The 18,040-nt window shown below is 48.5% G+C and carries 16 protein-coding genes; 2 read left to right on the forward strand and 14 right to left on the reverse strand.

The genetic code is table 11. The features are described 5' to 3' along the window. Nucleotides 1–32: 32 nt before the first annotated feature. On the reverse strand, nt 33–1,196 hold the full coding sequence (locus CUU80_RS02630) for a pyridoxal phosphate-dependent aminotransferase (RefSeq protein WP_165775797.1): 1,164 nt from the start codon (nt 1,194–1,196) through the stop codon (nt 33–35). A gap of 230 nt (nt 1,197–1,426) precedes the next feature. Here CUU80_RS02630 and brnQ point away from each other — a divergent pair, with 230 nt between their 5' ends. Further along, nucleotides 1,427–2,809, forward strand: coding sequence for a branched-chain amino acid transport system II carrier protein (brnQ, locus tag CUU80_RS02635; protein WP_243388603.1), 1,383 nt, complete (start codon nt 1,427–1,429; stop codon nt 2,807–2,809). A gap of 59 nt (nt 2,810–2,868) precedes the next feature. Here brnQ and CUU80_RS02640 read toward each other — a convergent pair whose 3' ends face one another. Beyond that, nucleotides 2,869–3,630, reverse strand: a complete 762-nt coding sequence (locus CUU80_RS02640; protein WP_100495811.1) for a carboxymuconolactone decarboxylase family protein — start codon at nt 3,628–3,630, stop codon at nt 2,869–2,871. A 348-nt stretch (nt 3,631–3,978) separates the two neighbouring features. Between CUU80_RS02640 and CUU80_RS02645 the strand changes: the two genes are divergently transcribed. Beyond that, on the forward strand, nt 3,979–5,094 hold the full coding sequence (locus CUU80_RS02645) for a 5-methyltetrahydropteroyltriglutamate--homocysteine S-methyltransferase (protein WP_100495812.1): 1,116 nt from the start codon (nt 3,979–3,981) through the stop codon (nt 5,092–5,094). 1,121 nt (nt 5,095–6,215) lie between these two features. Here CUU80_RS02645 and CUU80_RS02650 read toward each other — a convergent pair. From CUU80_RS02650 to tpiA, 12 genes are all read right to left on the reverse strand, one after another. Beyond that, entirely contained in the window at nt 6,216–6,614 is a 399-nt protein-coding gene (locus tag CUU80_RS02650) for a hypothetical protein (protein WP_033889589.1), read from the reverse strand. Between the two features lie 139 nt (nt 6,615–6,753). Beyond that, nucleotides 6,754–7,446, reverse strand: a complete 693-nt coding sequence (locus tag CUU80_RS02655) for a hypothetical protein (protein WP_100495813.1) — start codon at nt 7,444–7,446, stop codon at nt 6,754–6,756. 12 nt (nt 7,447–7,458) lie between these two features. Next, on the reverse strand, nt 7,459–7,710 hold the full coding sequence (locus CUU80_RS02660; protein WP_034534821.1) for a hypothetical protein: 252 nt from the start codon (nt 7,708–7,710) through the stop codon (nt 7,459–7,461). Then, complete coding sequence (locus CUU80_RS02665; RefSeq protein ID WP_100495814.1) at nt 7,707–8,327, reverse strand: recombinase family protein; 621 nt, start codon at nt 8,325–8,327, stop codon at nt 7,707–7,709. Before CUU80_RS02665 ends, CUU80_RS02660 begins: the two co-directional genes overlap by 4 nt. Before the next feature lie 1,017 nt (nt 8,328–9,344). Beyond that, nucleotides 9,345–10,685 carry a tyrosine-type recombinase/integrase gene (locus tag CUU80_RS02670; RefSeq protein WP_100495815.1) on the reverse strand — a complete coding sequence of 447 codons (1,341 nt, stop codon included), beginning with the start codon at nt 10,683–10,685 and terminating at the stop codon, nt 9,345–9,347. Between the two features lie 328 nt (nt 10,686–11,013). Next, nucleotides 11,014–12,627, reverse strand: coding sequence for an aminotransferase class I/II-fold pyridoxal phosphate-dependent enzyme (locus tag CUU80_RS02675; protein ID WP_100495816.1), 1,614 nt, complete (start codon nt 12,625–12,627; stop codon nt 11,014–11,016). Nucleotides 12,628–12,734: 107 nt separating this feature from the next. After that, on the reverse strand, nt 12,735–13,691 hold the full coding sequence (locus tag CUU80_RS02680; protein WP_100495817.1) for a PfkB family carbohydrate kinase: 957 nt from the start codon (nt 13,689–13,691) through the stop codon (nt 12,735–12,737). After that, the gene (locus tag CUU80_RS02685) at nt 13,681–14,751 is read right to left on the reverse strand and encodes an ADP-ribosylglycohydrolase family protein (protein ID WP_100495818.1); all 1,071 of its coding nucleotides are present in this window, start codon (nt 14,749–14,751) and stop codon (nt 13,681–13,683) included. Before CUU80_RS02685 ends, CUU80_RS02680 begins: the two co-directional genes overlap by 11 nt. Before the next feature lie 5 nt (nt 14,752–14,756). After that, nucleotides 14,757–15,632, reverse strand: coding sequence for an HAD family hydrolase (locus tag CUU80_RS02690; RefSeq protein WP_100495952.1), 876 nt, complete (start codon nt 15,630–15,632; stop codon nt 14,757–14,759). A 32-nt stretch (nt 15,633–15,664) separates the two neighbouring features. Then, nucleotides 15,665–16,615: an L-lactate dehydrogenase gene (locus CUU80_RS02695; RefSeq protein WP_100495819.1), complete on the reverse strand. Its 951-nt coding sequence runs from the start codon at nt 16,613–16,615 to the stop codon at nt 15,665–15,667. A 168-nt stretch (nt 16,616–16,783) separates the two neighbouring features. Beyond that, nucleotides 16,784–17,032, reverse strand: coding sequence for a preprotein translocase subunit SecG (gene secG, locus CUU80_RS02700; protein WP_100495820.1), 249 nt, complete (start codon nt 17,030–17,032; stop codon nt 16,784–16,786). Nucleotides 17,033–17,099: 67 nt separating this feature from the next. Next, a complete protein-coding gene (gene tpiA / locus CUU80_RS02705; protein ID WP_100495821.1) occupies nt 17,100–17,900 on the reverse strand; it encodes a triose-phosphate isomerase in 801 nt (266 codons plus the stop codon). Nucleotides 17,901–18,040 lie beyond the last annotated feature (140 nt).

Here is an 18,040-nt window from a genome sequence, read left to right on the forward strand (position 1 = left end):
ACTCAACTCCCCTGAATATAGGACAGGAAAGGTTATAGTCTTTCCAACCATGCCTTCATACGGCGCAGTCCCTCGGCCGTATCCTCGGACGTGCCGACGTACGAAAGCCGCACATAGCCACGCCCGCGCGAGCCAAAACCGGAGGCGGGCGTCACCACCACATGGGCCTCATTCAGCAATCGAATGGCGAAATCACGATCGTTCATGCCGGTGGCCGCGACATTGACGAGAATGTAGAACGCACCATCCGGCACATCGCAGCTTACCAACGGCATACCGGCCACCGCTTGCGCCACCGTGTCTCGATTCGCCCGGTAGGCCGCCTTCATCGTAGACAGAATATCGGCAGACCCATCTAGAGCAGCCACGGCACCCTGCTGCAGCGCACCCGGCACGCAGGAAACCACGTTCTCCTGCATCACTGTCATCTGATCGATGATGGATTTCGGTCCGAACGCGCACCCGATACGCCAACCGGTCATGGCGAAGGTCTTGGAGAATGAGTCGACAACGACCGTGCGCTCCTTCATTCCCGGCATCGCGGATATGGACAGACAGTGCACATGGTCATCGTATACGAACGCCCGATACACCTCGTCGCTGATCACCCATAGATCATGCCGGCGCGCCACGTCGGCAATGGCGGCCAGTTCATCGGGGCCGATGATGGCTCCAGTGGGATTCGACGGCGAGTTAAGCAGCAATGCCTTGGTTCGTGGCGTAATCGACGCCTCAACATCCGCGGCTCGCATGCGGAATCCGTTGTCTTCATACAGAGGCACCGGGACGACGTTCGTTTGTGTCATTTGTGCCTGACCGAAATAGTTCGCATAACCCGGGTCAGAAATAAGAATGTCGTCTCCGGCATCCAATGTGGAGATCATGGCCAGATATACGGCCTCCATGCCACCGGCAGTCACGATGATCTCGCTGTCCGGATCGTAGTCGGTGTCGTCTTGAACGTTGCGATACCGGCACCAGGCCTCGCGCAGCGCCAATGTACCGCGATTGGGAGTGTAGTGCGTATCCCCATGAATCGCCGCCTGATACGCCGCATCGATCATCGGTCTTGGCGTATCGAATCCTGGCTCCCCCACAGCAAACGAAATCACATCCGGCACCCCGGCCGCCAATTCGAACATCTCACGTACGCTGGGATACAGCGCATCTTGTGCACGGCGTGAAATAACAGGCATCCCCAACTCCTCCTGACATTTCATGGATAGGCATTTACCCCGCATTGTATCCATGACGGGGTTTCAGATGCGTGTGATGTTCCATGATCGCAATGTCTGTACGCAAGTAGGGAATGACCACAACGTGAGTCCGGAGAGACCGCGGAAACCGGAATATCTTGACCGGAACCATCTGAAGCTGGTACGTTCGCGACTGGTTCCATACAATACGATGAAAGAACGATCGCGCCATGTCTAACTCGCCTAATCCGATTAAGCATTTGACCGTACACCAACGTCTATTGATGACATTCACATTCTTCTCAATGTTTTTCGGTGCAGGCAATCTCATCTTCCCACCATTTGTGGGAGCGCAGGCTGGAATGGCTACAATCCCAGCCGCTATCGGCTTCATCGTCTCTGCAGTCGGTCTGCCGATTTTGGGGGTATTGTCCGTTACTTTTGCCGGCGGCTTCGATAAGCTGGCTGGCCGCGTCTCCCCCAGATTCGCACTTCTGCTAGGGATCGCCATCATTCTGACCATTGGTCCTTGTTTCGCCATTCCGCGCACAGCCACCACCTCATTCGAAATGATGGTGGCACCGTTTGCGCCAAATGGCTCCATATGGTTCGCACAGCTCATCTATTCCCTATTGTTTTTTGCATTGTCGTTTATATTTGCCCAGCATCCCGAAAAATTATCCAAGGTATTAGGCCGGTTCATGGGGCCATTGCTACTGACCCTTATTGCGATATTGTTCGTAGCTTGTCTGGTACACGGTATTGATCATGCTGCCATTCCTGCAGGCAACTATCAATCGAGCCAAATGGCACGCGGATTCTTAGATGGCTACCAAACCATGGATTTACTGGCGGCTTTGTACTTTGGCATCGTGATTTCCGCAAATGTTCGTGCATTACGCATCGAAGATGAACCACAGGTGCAACGCGAAACCGCATTCGCGGGCCTAGGCACCGGCATATTGCTTATTCTTATTTACGGAGTGCTGAGCTATGTGGGCGTGGTATCTGGTTCCATCGCAATCATCGATCCGGAAAGCGATACGGGCGCGACCGTCTTGACTAATCTCACGTCGTCAGTATTTGGCGCAGAAGGTACGGCATTTCTGGGCGTGGTGTTTGTCATCGCCTGTCTCAACGTGTGTACGGGTCTGATCTGCACGTGTGCCACGTACTTCCACACCAAGTTCCCCACCGTGGCAGGACGTATGGTGAGTTACCGAACCTGGCAGCTGATATTCACGATGTTCAGTTTCGTAGTATCGAACGCTGGGTTGAGCCTCATCATCAAGGTGTCCGTGCCGGTACTTTCGGCACTGTATCCGATGGCGATCGTGCTGGTACTGCTCGCCCTGACACATCGGGTATTCACAACACGATTCCCGCGCGTGTATTTCTGGACCGTGCTGCTGGTCGGCCTTGTAGCGTTTGCCGGATGTGCAGCATCGCTGGTCACTGTGTTTGGCGGTTCTCTGCCATGGCTGGAGTCTGCATTGAACCTGTTGCCACTGCAAAGTAAAGAACTCGGTTGGCTGACGCCTGCAGCTATCGGCGTGGTAATCGGTGTCGGTGATTCACTGATTCGAACGCAACGTGAGCAGAAGTTCTGTTAGTGTACTGGCTCCCCTTCAGCGAGGGGAGCCATCTCCATATATATTCAATAATTGAAATCTCACGCAGCTTTGGCGGCAGCCTCGCTAATGCAACGAATGGCGTTCAGCGTACGCGGATATCCGAGGTAAGGCATGCACTGGGAAACAACGGCAATAAGAAATCGCTGCTCATTGCCCACACGCAGATTAGCACCTGCATGGGCGGTCAGTTGCGGCTCGCAGCCGCCCTGTGCAGCGAGGAAGCATAATGTAATCATCTCGCGCTGGCGTACATCGAGTCCTCCGCGCGTGTAGTAATCACCAAAGCAGTTATCGGCCAGCCATTTATTGATGTGTCGGGTCTCTTCCGGGCCGGTCTGCGCGAATCCACGCATATGCGCGCCGAAGATGTCAATTTGTGATTGTTCACCGGCGGCGGCACGTGTCTCTGGTGTGGTAGTGGACTGGCGTTCCAACGGCAGATTCACTCCGCGATCGGCAAGGAGATGATTGACGATGCCGAGGAACGGCAATACTCGTCCGAAACCGAGGTAGGCGGTAGCTTGATAGACGATTTCCTTGAGCTGGACCGGGGTCAGACCGGCGTCCAACGCCTTGGGCGTCATCAAGGCAAATGCTTCATGTCCTTGACAACCTAACAGTGCAGCGAGAATCGCCATCCAACGGGTCCGTTCGTCCATATCCGGATGGTTTGCGCCCGGCTCGTACCGCACCTCATCATCGACGAAATTGCCGAAGAACTCGACTAATTCAGGATCGCTGGCTGCGAGCGTGGTGTCAGCGAACAACGATTCGGATCCCTGTTTTTGATTATCAGACATGGTGACTTCTCCTTTTCCTCAACCGTCCTGATATCTGGTTTCAGCGTATGAGCCGGCCGAAATCGGGTCAAATGCCTGAATCGCACCGTACGATATAAGCGTCGGGCATAGTCTGGAAAGCATCATCGAAAGCAAACGTTCAACAGTGGAGCCGGCCCGTTACATCCAGTGAGATGGTGGCAAATAGTCACCCGATACGCTGCTAAGGTACGCAACGTATGCGTTTGTTCGCCCCGCGCAAGGATTGCGTGTCTGCGACCGACGCTGATACCGCAATCGCTGGCATACTGCATCGCGCGCCACCATCGTGCGTACAGCATGTTGCGCACAGATAAAGGAGCACATTACATGACCTATCAGCATAACGCCCCGTTCCGCGCGGATGTGGTCGGCAGCTATCTGCGTCCGGCTGAGCTCAAGGCCGCACGTGCCGACTTCGAGGCCGGTCGTATCGATGAGGCAGCGCTTAAGGCCGTCGAGGATAAGGCCATCACCGAGCTGGTGGCCAAGCAGAAGTCCGCCGGCCTGCATGTGATCACGGACGGCGAGTTTCGCCGTGCTTACTGGCATCTCGATTTCATGTGGGGTCTGCAGGGCGTCCGCCGTGGCACCGCGCCCATCCAATTCAAGGGTTCGGACGGCACCGCCGTGGTCGAAGCTGCCGGCGTGGTCGGTGAAATCGGCGGCGAGAACCACCCGTTTGTAGAGCATTACCGCTTTGTCAAGGCCTTGGAGGATGAGAACACCATTGCCAAGCAGACCGTGCCCTCCCCTGCCCAGACGCTATTCGTACTCCAGCAGGGCATAGCCGAGGATGCTGCAAACCCGTATGCGGACAACGATGCACTCGCTCGGGCCATTGCCGACGCCTACATCCAAGTGGCACATGACCTGTACGCAGCCGGCTGCCGTACACTGCAGTTCGATGACTGCACGTGGGGCGCGTTCGTGTCCGAGGACTTCAAGGACACCGTGTTCGGTGTGGATGCCAAGACCGTGCAACGTCAGTACGCGGCCGTGAACAACGCGGTAATCGCCGCCATGCCAGAGGACATGGTAGTCACCACTCATATCTGCCGCGGCAACTACCAGTCGCAATGGTTCTCCGCCGGCGGTTACGGCCAAGTGGCGGATGTGCTCTTCGGCGAAGAGAACGTGTCTGCTTACTATCTGGAATTCGACGATGACCGTTCCGGTGATTTCGAGCCATTGGCCAAAGTATCCGGGGATAAGAAGGTGGTGTTGGGCCTTATTACCTCGAAGAAGCCGGAGCTTGAGGATCCCGAGACCATCAAGGCGCGTATCGCCGAAGCCGCACAATACGTGCCGTTGGAGCGTCTGTGCCTGTCCACGCAGTGCGGTTTCGCTTCTACCGAGGAGGGCAATCACCTGACCGAAGACCAGCAATGGGCCAAGATCGCCCTAGTCCGTTCCATCGCGGAAGAGGTATGGCCGGAGCGTTAAGCGGACAGTCCACTGGGATTTTGATTATCAATAATTCCAACGGTTTTCAAGGATGTTTTAAGTAGCAACCATATTTAGCAACCATTCTTGTTCTTAAAATCGATGTCGTTTATTATAGCTGGTTTATCAGTGCATATAAGCGAACACGCCGATGAAAATCAAGAAAAACGGGGTTTGTGGGCTACTATACATGAACACATAAAATGAACCCCCGGCGTTAAAACCGGGGGTTCATTCATAGAAGAAATATTTATGAGTTTTCAATTTACATTATTTGAATATCAGATATCAGATAAAGTAAAACCACGGGGTCGAGGCCGTGGTTTCATTTTGTTTGTTTTTAATTATATCAAGCCAATATAAGACATACATAATGATTTGATTAGGGGTACAAGTCATTACAATTATTTAATATCATGTGAGCATTGTTTTATTGCATGCCCCCTGTTAATCATTGCATGGTTTTTCAAAAACTTATTCAAACGGCCACTGGTGCCCCTGTTAGCATGAGCATGAAATGATACCTGTTTTACATGAACGGCGTTCTATGACCCCTTTTTGTGAGTTTTAGGACCGTGTATGAATGAACCCCCGGTTTGAACGCCGGGGGTTGGTATCAATTACTGAAACTGTTTGTTGTATAGAGAAACTTATAAGTTGTTAGTATATATTCCTTCACTTACTTTTGTAATATCATGTGTGCATGGTTTTATTGCAACCCGTTTTCAATAAATTGAAAAAAGAAAAATAAAAAGATAAAATGACACGCGTCCAGCATTTTCAGCACACGATTCAAACACAACCATCATAAATTACGGTGATGAATGTAATAGTTGCGAGAGTGGTAGGGCGTTTTTCGCCGCTGCGTTCTTAAAGCTATCCAGTAGTTAATATAAGTGCGTTCAATGCCTGTCATTGTTAGCATTTTTATTCACTGCTGTTTATGTAATTCATCTATTCTATTTATTGGTTTGTTTGTTTGGCTTTTTTGTGGATATAAAAATAAGAAACCACTTTTAAAGCGGTTTCTTACTTATTCATACATCACTATTGCATGACATCTAATATGACATTCGAGTTGACATCATAGTTGACATCTGAAAAGGTCGAATCCCATATAGCTATTTGATAGTAATCCAGTCGTAAGATTCCATCACTTGACTTAATTCATCAAACTCTTTTTTGTCATTGAATCCATAATAATTGGATGTTTGAACATTGTTTGTAAGCTCGTTTTTGATTCTTGTATATAGATTTTCAAGAAACTTAGTGGCTTGTTTGTATTGTTCTAATTCATCATCATCAGGTTCATCATATTCATCAATGTTTTCATAGTAGATGTTGATTTCATCACTCATCCATTCCATTAGTTCCTTGATGGTACTGGTTTCAAACCATGACAAATCTGATTCATCAGCTGGTATGCTATCATTCCATCCCTCATTATTGTCAATGATGGTTTGAATGACATCATCGTACTGGTCGTTTTCATTATCATTTAAGTGTTTGTTTTCTAACATAACTTAATCCGTTCTCTTGTGTTTATTCGTTCGTAGTTGTTTTCAATGTTAGCATGTTTTTAATCGTGCGTATAAATCTTGTGCATGATTTTTTGTGCTACATTATTCAACTGGCATGATGTGAGTTTTATTCCCATAATCACATGTTGAATATGTAATAACCGCCCAGGTATTTACCTTGTTGGTATGAATATGTTGATATGTGAATCTTGTCAATGGTTGCCGTGTTGTTTATATCCGATTCAAGTGGATTGCAATATACGCCGACCATGTTGCAATTAGCTGATTGGTATATTGTGTTTCTCATTCCAACGGTTGGTATTATGTTCTTTTGTAAGTCGACTGGTAGTTTGTTAAAAACCTCGATGTTGACTTTCTTTCTTAATTCAGAATCACGCCATGTTGACAATGCTGTTTTTGTCGTATCAATTGCGAACAGTTCAGGATTGTTTGAATATGAATATATTTCAAATGTCAGTGCTGTTTTCTTACTGGGGTCGCTTGCTTTATCATCAGTGTTCAATCCATATGGCATTGATACAGCGTATTGTTTGTTATCTATAAGAACTTTACCACCGCCACTGTTATTCAATATGGTTTCATACCATTCGCTTTTATTACCATTCTTACTGATATCATCTGCAATCTGTTTCATTCCATCCGCGTTGTATCTGACCCCGTTCAAGTCATAATAGAAACCATTGCAATCAGTTATGTTATTGCATATGCCATTAGCAATGGCATGATTGGTTTCTATGAACAGCGCCGTTGTGAGCACGGTCAGTGTTGCAATGAATGCAATTGTTAGTGTTAGTATCTTTTTCTTTTTCATGCATACCGCCTTTTATTTTCTCTTTATCAATCCCATTGGTTGACCTTTTGTAATGATTTGTTCTAACACTTGATTAGCTGTTAAACCGTTTGTAGCCCCCTCGTAAATCAGTTTCTGCCATGTTGGTTTTGTTCGGTTGGGGTAGTACTCGATTGCTGTTAGCATTAATTCATAGTCAGCATTGAATGTTTGAGCTAACAGTGTTGCACTTACCATTTGTGATGGTTTGTCTACATTTGTGGACTTTTCTTTTTTGTTTCTCATTTTTGTTTGTCCTTTTTGTCATTGGTTGTGTTTTCATGTTTGATTTCTCTTGCACGGCGTAGCATTCTGAAAATCGTTGCTTCTGATTTTTTGAACTTGATACATAGATCACAGATATCAAAATCCTTGTTTTCTCTATAATCCAATGCTTTCAATGCGTCCTTGTCAGTCCATGTTGGTGGGCGGTTGGTTGTCTTACCTTGTTCATGGGCTTTTTTACGGCCTGCTTCTGTTCGTTCAATAATCATGCGTCGTTCAAGTTGGGCTATTGATGCCATGATTTGTAAGTAAGTGATTCCAACCTGTGTGCTGGTGTCAACGCCCTCTTTAAGAGCTATGAGCGTTATATCCCTTTTATTCCAATCATCAGTTATGTTCACTATGTCTTTAAAGTTTCTACCTAAACGGTCGAGTGAGTGAACAATAACGGTGTCCCCCGGGTGTAATGCAATCTGTAATGTGTTGAAACCGGGGCGTTGCATGTTTTTACCACTCACTGATTCATCTGCTAACACATGTTCAGCGCCTGCCTTTATAACAGCGTCCTTTTGATAATCAAGTGAATAACCATATTTTGTTTGTTTGTTAGTTGAAACTCTTATATATCCATATTTCATATAAACCCCCTTAAAGTTGTGTTTAAGTTTCAATTATTAAATATCAATCAAAATCCATACATTTTTGATATTTTTGAAAAAAATAAAGATTTTTCTGTAAAATCATGTGTTTTATGATTAAATATTGTCTTTTATCTATCTATCAAATGTTGTAAACTTTTGATAGTGCTATTTTTGAACCAAAAACAGTGTTTGATAGATAACCTGCTGATAATTCATTTTCATAAATATGTTTGAATGTGATATTATTGATTACAACTTGAAACAACGGCGTCCATTGAATTGGACTGGTCGGATTAAGATAATGGTTTATACTGTTATTGAAGAGGCCTGTTTTAAGTTGTTAGTATAATTTCATAGCAATGGTGGAGCACGCCGGAGTTCTTGTTTTATAGAACAGGTTTAATTGGTGAATCCCTGACAAATCCCATAAAAGTAAGTTCAGGCTGTTTTTCACATCAGTGCGAAAACTGAATGCAAGTCATTGATACAAACAATTAATTCTAACAATTGTTTGATTGATAGGCGTAGGATTTTGAATGGTTCAAGAATTGTAATGGATGCCTGTAAAAGCGGACGATTGTCTTAAAAGTAGCTCATATGATTACAGCGTTTGAATCAGCCTGTTAGAAACTGGCATTGAATAGTTTGTTTGTATCTGTTCTTGTTAGTGGTAATCCGAAACGCGGGGGCTTGCAATCAATCGGATGGTCGATGGTGGTATATGTGTTGGTTGTAAGTAGGACGGTTGTTAAAATCAGCCAGGCGTGTAGAGGTACAAGGCGGAGCCGTCCATTAAAAATAAACTGTATCAATGCAATCATTGATAGCGTGTAAATCCAACAAGAATAAGACGCTGTTGGTAGACCTTTTATTACTTATAGATATATATATAGTTATGTGTTAGTGGTTAACAGTGTTGTTAGCATTCATCATTCAAGAACAGTAGGACCAGCATGGACCTTTACGCGGCCGTTTCAAAAAAGCCTGTAAGCGCCCATGCTGGCCTTTTCTTTATCAATCCATGTCATTAGTCGTGTCAGTGTGTGAACGCCGTTCTATGACCCCTTTTTGTTCGTTTAACATGGTATCTATGTTCATTGCTTGTTCTATGCCATAGTTCAAACTTGTCATTTCGTGTAGCATGTTGTTTTCAAATCGTTCCGCCGTTGCTTTCATCATGGACGCTGTTAAGTGCGTATAGTATTCGGTCATGGACGGGTTCATATGTCCAAGGATTGCTTGTGCTATTTGAATGTTTTCGCCTTGTTCTGCTAATTGTGTAGCTGCCATGTGTCTAAATGCATGCAATCTTATGTATGTTGGTTTAGTATCATCATGTAGCATAATTCGATGGTATTCATCTTGTATTCTTTTCCATATGTAAGTTAGATTGTTATAATCAAACGGTTTGTTATTCTTGATGAACAGTGCATGCCTTGTTTCATTTTTCATGTATTCATCATTCAATTTAACAGGTAGTGAAACCGCGTTTTTATGTTTATTGGTTTCATCAAGTATTGCTTGTTTGTACTGCCTGCCAATTGGTATTGTTCTTGAATGAAAATCTGTTAGCTTACCTTTTGTTCCTAATTTCAAATAGTAAGCGCCGTTTTCTTTTCTTAATTGTGTTGATACTGTTAAACTACTATCAGCATAATTCAATGATTCTTGTGTTAATCCTATTAGCTCACTGGCTCTTAATCCTAATGTGAGCAATAAAAACATGTTGTAGTATTCATGGTATTTACATTGCTCGTAAGACAGCATATTGATGATACCTTTTAATGTTAGTATTATCTGATTTGTCTTATCTATTTCCAATGCACGAGTTTTGTTATTATATGCTGGCTTGTTAACACTGTTTGTAGGATTGAACTGGATATAACCGTTCTTAATTGAATATTCAAATAGTGCATGTAATAACTTATAAATCTTGTTCTTATTACTATCAGTTGTTTCTAATTCATTGAAATACTTGTTTAAAGTTTTTGAATCAACACTGATATCCATATCTGATAAATATGGTTTTATGTGTTTCTTATACATGTTGTTAGTGTTCTTATAATGTTTTTCACTAATTTCATGCTTTTTATCCATTGATTCCAACCGCTCATAAAACACAAAATCAATGGTATGTACTGGTTTTTTTACCGGTACTGGTTTCTTAACTACTGGTTCATCAACACTGATTTTGCCCAGTTTTGCCACTCGTGCGAGTTGTTTTTCTATACAACGCTTTTTGTTATCATCGTAAACATAACGCCATGCGCCGTCTTGTTTCCATTTACAACACCATTGTATTCTTTTGTTATGCATTGTTTGGAATGGTTTCATAGCAACAAGTTTAGCAATCATTCAAGACTGCATGAAACTATGGAACCACTGTTATTGCAATGATTCCATAGTTCCACTGGACTGTCCGTAGTGACGGCCTGAGCGAGGTGAGAGCCGAGCGAAGGTAATGTTGAGACTCGCCGGAAGGCGAGTCCGTAATTGCTGGGCCAAGCCGTTAAGCAGATGGTCCGGTGGACCGTCTGTAGGCGAGGCTGAGCAGCGACAGCTGCGAGGTAATGATGAGTCCCGCTGAGAGCGGGTCTTCAGTTGCTGGGCCAAGCCGTTAAGCAGACAATTTAACAACTGCAGGTTAGGTTTGGCTCCCTCTCCGAGGGGAGCCAAACCTAACTCAAGCCTGCCAATAGTAGCTGAAGAAGTTCGCAATCTTGGCGGTGGCGTCCTTAAGTACCTCGATACGGGGCAGGTAAACAATACGGAAGTGATCCGGCTCGCCCCAGTTGAAGCCTCCACCGCGGGTGATAAGGATACGCTCGTCGTGGAGCAGGTCAAGGGCGAACTGCTCGTCATCGCGGATATTGAACTTTTTCACGTCGATCTTCGGGAAGATGTAGAAAGCGGCTTTCGGCTTAACAGCGGTGAGCCCCGGAATCGAGTTGATGGCGTTGTAAATGTATTCGCGCTGCTCATATAGACGGCCTCCGGGCACGATGTAGTCGTTGACGGACTGATGGCCGCCGAGTGCCGTTTGCACGATGGACTGCGCAGGCACATTCGAACAGATACGCATATTCGCCAACATGTTGAGGCCTTCGATATAGTCCTTGGCGATGCGCTTGTTGCCGGAAAGCACCATCCAGCCCACACGGTAGCCGGCGATCATATGCGATTTGGACAGGCCGGAGAACGTCACGCAGAACAAATCAGGAGCAAGCGACGCAATGGACGTGTGGGTGAGCCCATCCATGACCAGACGATCGTAGATCTCGTCAGAGAAAATCATGAGCTGGTGCTCGCGTGCGATATCCACGATCTCCTGCAGCACTTCTTTCGGGTACAGTGCGCCGGTAGGGTTGTTCGGGTTGATAAGCACAATGGCCACCGTACGGTCGGTGATCTTGGCGCGAATGTCGTCAAGATCCGGATACCATTCGGACTGCTCATCACATACGTAATGTACGGCAGTGCCGCCGGCCAGATTCACACAGGCAGTCCATAGCGGATAGTCGGGGCTGGGAATGAGCACTTCATCGCCATCATCCAGCAACGCAGACATACACAAATTAATGAGCTCACTGACACCGTTTCCGGTGTAAATGTCGTCGATGGTGACATTCGGCAGGTTCTTGAGCTGCGCATACTGCATGATGGCCTTGCGTGCGGAGAACAGTCCCTTGGACGGCGAATATCCTTCAGTATCAGTCAACTGATGCGCCATATCGTAAACGACTTCATCCGGTGTACGGAAACCGAACGGCGCAGGGTTGCCAATGTTCAATTTCAGAATATGTGTGCCGTCCGCCTCCATACGGGCCGCCTCGTCCACCACCGGACCTCGCACATCATACAAAACATTGTCAAGCTTATGTGACTTACCGAATGTACGGCGGCGACTTGAAGGGATTTCCGTTTCCAAAGGGCGAGTATCAGAAAGTTCATTATGGTTCAATTTCAACGCCTCAGTTCTTGTATTGTTATTTGTTGTGATGATATCGTTGTCACGATTAGTGGTGACATCGTTGTCACGCCCGACAAGTGGCGCATCATGCAGCAATCGAGGAGAGGATTCCTCGCCACGCAGCCAGCTCGCGTCTACATCTAATTCCCCGGCAAGAAACAAAAGCACATCCTCGCGCGGTACGGTTTTGCCGGATACGTATTGGCTGATGTGACTTTTCCCCATTTTCACGCCGCTATGCTCAGCCGCGCGAACAAGATCAACCTGCTTTAACCCACGGCTGTTCATCGCATTGCGCAGGCGTTCCGCGAATACTGATGCGCTCATATTGTGCCTCCAACCGAAGTTCAATTCCTTGCGTTGAACTTCGGTTCAAAGCATACGCCTAGTTCAATATAAGTTCAATAACAAGCGTGTAAACACGCATAACCTCGTCACAAGAATGGTTCGATTTCTTGCCGCGATGGACATGTCGCGGGTCCGGATCGCGTGACGGAAATTGCAGCAGCAACGTTGGCTATGCGTACCGCTTCATAGAGTGAAGCGCCGCGAATGAGTTCTGCGCTCATCACCCCTACATGGCAATCGCCTGCTCCGTTAGTATCGACGGCATGCACATGATGGGACGGCACCAATCGCGCACACTCCCCCGCTGCGGCACTCAGCCATGCGCCCGAAGCTCCAGCACGAAGAATCACTGGGGCATTCAATCGTTCACTGAGCGCAGTGCAAACGGTTTCGGCATCTCGCAGAATCGCGCCGGACAATCCTAGACGACGTCCCAGTGCCAGCCCTTCCTCATAGTTGCAGGACCATATAGGACGATGGACAATAATGGCATTCAACAGCCGGTCTTCCGCTCCCGCTGCCACCGAAGATGGATCGAATACGGTGGTGAATCGATGGGAAGTGTACCGTTCGAGGAAAGCGAGCAATCCTCGCGAGGTGGGATGCGCAAACGTGTAACCGTTAATATGAACGATGTCTGTGTCGGCTGGTTCGATGCCATTGAAGCATCGTTCATCACCCTGGGTCTCAGCGCCTCGCACTGTTACGAACGTACGCTCAGCGCGCGCATCGGTCATGGCCATGCAAATACCGGAATCACGAGTTGAATCAGTCAGTCCGATATGCGCGATACCGTCGTCGGCCAATGCATTCCTAATCTGCGTAGCCCATGGACCAGTGCCGATGATACCACCGTGCGCCGCTGCGACGCCCATTTGACGCACAGCATGCAGGATATTGAAACTGGATCCTACTCGGGCCACGGCTTCATCGGCGAAGGCATCACCTCCAGGCTCCGGCACGCGGTCGATGCGCATGGTCAGGTCAACAAGCATCTGACCTAGACTGATGACTCGCCCTGTGGCAGGATTGTCACCGCTCATACTCATCCCTTTCGGACAGCTCCAGCAGTCGTTCGGCCACAGCGGCAAGATCCAAACCGTTCACTTCTTCCACTGTGCGAGCCAAATCAGTGGGTAAGGCGCCGGCTCCATGGCACGCGCCAAGAATTGCACCGCTGATAGCGGCAATGGTGTCAGTGTCGCCGCCTAAGTTAGCGGCCACGACCAGAGCATCATACGGACGCTCAGCATATCGGGCAATAATTGCGCATGCAGCAGGTACGGATTCATTGGCCTCTACACTGGTGCCGATTAGATCACGCAGATGCTGGGCGAACATATCATGATCGTAGAGGTCAGCGGCGTTATCGCCTGTATGATCTCGCGCCCAATTGATGGCCCACCGCGCACGAGCAATCACCGATGCTTTTGCGGACCAATGGCCTGCATCAAGCCCCTCGAACTGTCTCATAGCTAAGTATGCAGTCACAAAATTGCAGGCCAGAAGCAAAGCTTCCACCGGAGCCGCCCCATTGATGCCATAACTGACAGCCGCAGCGACCAGCATGGTGGACTCAAGCCCTTGTCTGGTGTTATGCGTCACGATAGAGGATCGCCGCGCGATTTCCGCCAGATGCGGCCCGGGTCTATTGGCAATGCCAATAGGGCATGCACGCATAGCACCGCCGTTGGTGGTGCCGAGAATACCGGTTTGCTCTACTGCGACACCAGCTTGGAACTGTTCAAGAGCTCGTTTGGTAGAGGGGCCCAGCAAATCCAGTGAGCCCTTGGCTTTCATATCCGCTTCCCAATTCAGCAATGCACAAGCATACTGACGAATGTCAAGTTCACCGTTGCCGTCAATGAGCTGATTGGCCAGCAACAACGCCTGCTCAGTATCATCGGTAACGCTGCCGGCTTGCATGTTCGCAGCAATGGGTTGCCGGGCGGATGCCTCTATGAAAGTGCGAATAGGCGCATTGCCATATTCTGCACGAATTGTCTCCGGGGACATGCTCTGTGTGGGCATGCCGAGCGCATCGCCGATAGCGAGACCCAGTAACGCCCCCATGGCATGATCATGCAAGGAACCAATCACCATGTTTCCTACTGTAGTCGGGATTCGATCCATTGGGCCACGCCGTCTTCGTTATTAGGCGGACAGACTTCGTCGGCGATGGCGAGTACCGCCGGATTGGCGTTGGATACGGCTATTCCCCTACCGGCCGTCTGCATCATCGTTATGTCGATGAGATCATCGCCAAATGCGACTGTCTGTTCGGCAGGTATATCGAATCGATCACAGACAAATCGCATGGCATGCTGCTTGTTGGCTTCGGGATTCATAAGCATCCACATAACGCCTTCGCTCACCGAAATCTCAAAATCGTCCGGTATGAGCGGGTGCAACAAATCCCATTGATCAGGTTCAGGGAAAATCGTAATCTTATCAGCTACGCCATCAGGTACATCATGAAAGTCGGTGTATCGAAAAGTCTGTGTTTTCCAATAAACGCTAATGTCAAAATTGGTGTATCGCACGTCGTCCATTACGATGCCGATTCTCAGCTCCGGAATGGCACTCAACAAATCAAGACAGACTTCACACGCACGGCGTGAGGGAAACCCGATTTTAATCAGGCTACCGTCATTTGGAACCGCTCCAGAGGTGAGCGTGTCGAAGTTGGAATGTGCCGGATCAAAATCAATGAGTGCGCCATTCAGATAGATCACGGCATCGACCGGCAGTTGCTCGGCGAATCTCAATCCTGTACTGACCGGACGTGCAGTGGCAATGACGAATCGAGAGCCCGCGTCATGCGCACGCTCAATAGCGCGGATGCTACGCTCGCTGATGTCACGATCCTCGAATACTTCGGCGTCATGAAGCAGTGTGCCATCAAGATCAGCGACAATCAGTGGCGGTAGCGTATTAGCCAAGGGATCGGGCTCACGAGAAGTATTGCGGACTGGATTATGCATGGTGTCTGTCCGAATATCATCATGAATCGTCATTACAACAGTCCTTGGCAATATGAACGAACGAGTTCTGCAGAATGATGGAGCTTGGAATGTTCTTCTTCAGTGAGTTCAAGCTCCACGATCTCATTGGCACCGTTGGCGCGCAGTTCAGTGGGCACTCCCAGGAATACATCATGCTCGCCATATTCGCCATCGAGCAATGTGGAGACAGGTACGATACGCCGTTCATCCCACAAGATGGTCTGTACGATTCCGGCTACGGTAGAAGCGATGCCAAAGTTGGTCCCTCCCTTGGCCACAACGATCTCGTTGCCGCGCATTCTCGTCTTGGCCTCAATTTCAGCGGTGGATACCGAGGCGAAACGATCCTGATTATCCGCAAGGAATCGGGCGAATGGTTTGCCCCCAAGCGAGACGGTGGACCATGCGGCGAATTGCGAATCGCCGTGCTCGCCCATGACGAAGCCACCCACGTTGCGTGGATCCAAGCCTGTTTCCTCTCCAATAATGGTTTTAAGCCGTGAAGTATCAAGCGCGGTGCCGGTGCCGAGTACCTGCGTACGAGGAAGGCCGGACCTTTTCCATGCGTACCATGCCATCACGTCCACCGGGTTGGACACCATAACAATGACACCATTGAATCCGGAAGCCATAACGTTGTCCACCACTTCTCCGACCAAGCCGACTGTAAAGCCAAGTTCGGCAAGTCGTGTGGAATTGGCCGGTGGCTTGCGGCCCACGGTGATGACCACGATGTCTGCATCCTTGCAATCCGAATAATCACCAGTGCGTACCTTCACATGGCGATCCTGGAACTCACTGCCATCATCCAAATCATGAGCCTCTCCCAGCGCCTTTGCATCGAAATGATCAATGAGCACTAATTCATTGCACAATCCATGTGTAACAATGCCGAATGCCGCGGTGGCTCCCACCTGCCCTGTGCCGACGATAACGACACGGTTCCTGTTCATAGTAACCATCTCATGCTCCTTCCTGAACACTGCTTCAGCCTGACACAATAGTACCGGCCAGCATGGTGCTTGACGGCCGGCAAGCACCATGACGTCAAAAAAGCTGCGGCCCGCAACCGAAAGCAACAGTTGCGGGCCGCAGCTTGATAAAGCCTCTAGGTATTGACTGCACAGAAATCAGCCAATATTGAATTTGGTCATCATATCCAGACCAATAATCAAGGCCACCCACAGCAGGGCGATGATGACGGTCCAACGATTCAGGTTCTTTTCCGCGACGCCAGAGGTGCCGGCATTCTGGGTAAGACCGCCACCGAACATATCGGAAAGGCCACCGCCCTTGCCCTTATGCATAAGGATGAGCAACGTCAGGATGAAGCTGAGCAGCACTACGATGATTTGCAGCGCAATCTTAAGAGCGGTCACAGGGTACCTCCGAATCAATAAAACCAATGTATTAGCTTAGCGCATACGTGGGAGAAACGTCGTATTGTTATCGCCCTTGTGTGGATTTCAATACCAGACGAGCGATTTTCGCCAATTCATCAACGTCCAGAGCAGCCCCTCCGATAAGGAATCCATCCACATCGGGCTGGGAAATAAGCTCCGACGCGTTCTTGGAGGTTACTGACCCGCCATACAGAATACGAACGGCATCGGCGACATCAGCGCCGAAGGTTTCTCGCAGATCCTCTCGAATGGCACAGGATGCCTCCTGCGCAGACTGAGGAGTGGCAACCATTCCTGTACCGATAGCCCATACCGGCTCATATGCCACGATGAGTTTCGAGGTTTCCTCATCGCTGAGGTCACGGGTAACATCGCGCACCTGACCGACGGCAAAGTCAAGCTCAATTCCTTGCCGACGTTCTTCGAAGCTTTCTCCGACGCACAAAATCGGCTGCATCCCGGCAGCAAGCACCGCACGCACTTGATCGACGATATTGGCATCATCCTCCGGGTGATATTTGCGTCTCTCGGAGTGCCCGACGATCACATAAGAGCATCCGAGGTGGGCTATCATATCAGCCGAGACATCTCCGGTAAACGCGCCTTGAGTGGTTACGGATACCGACTGGGCGCCATAGGTCACGCGTAACCGATCCGCTTCGACCAACACCTGTACGCTACGCAAGGAAGTGAAAGAAGGGAATAGCGCGACCTCACAACGTTTGAAATCAAAATGCGCGTCACGTAACAGCCATGCCAGCTTTTGCACGAAATATGTGGCCTCAAGATGATCGAAATTCATTTTCCAATTACCGGCCACCAATGGAATGCGTTTGACTGTCATATGCCCCTCCTCTCAACATCAAAACTCCCCTTCTGAAGGAAGGCATCACTATAGATGGCCGAGGAAAGTCCAAACCTATTCAGGACTATCCTCGGCCATTCAGCGATCTGCATCCTTTCAGATAAGGGGAGCCGCTGTAT

The organism is Bifidobacterium scaligerum, from assembly GCF_002802865.1.
In the GTDB taxonomy this organism is placed as follows: domain Bacteria; phylum Actinomycetota; class Actinomycetes; order Actinomycetales; family Bifidobacteriaceae; genus Bifidobacterium; species Bifidobacterium scaligerum.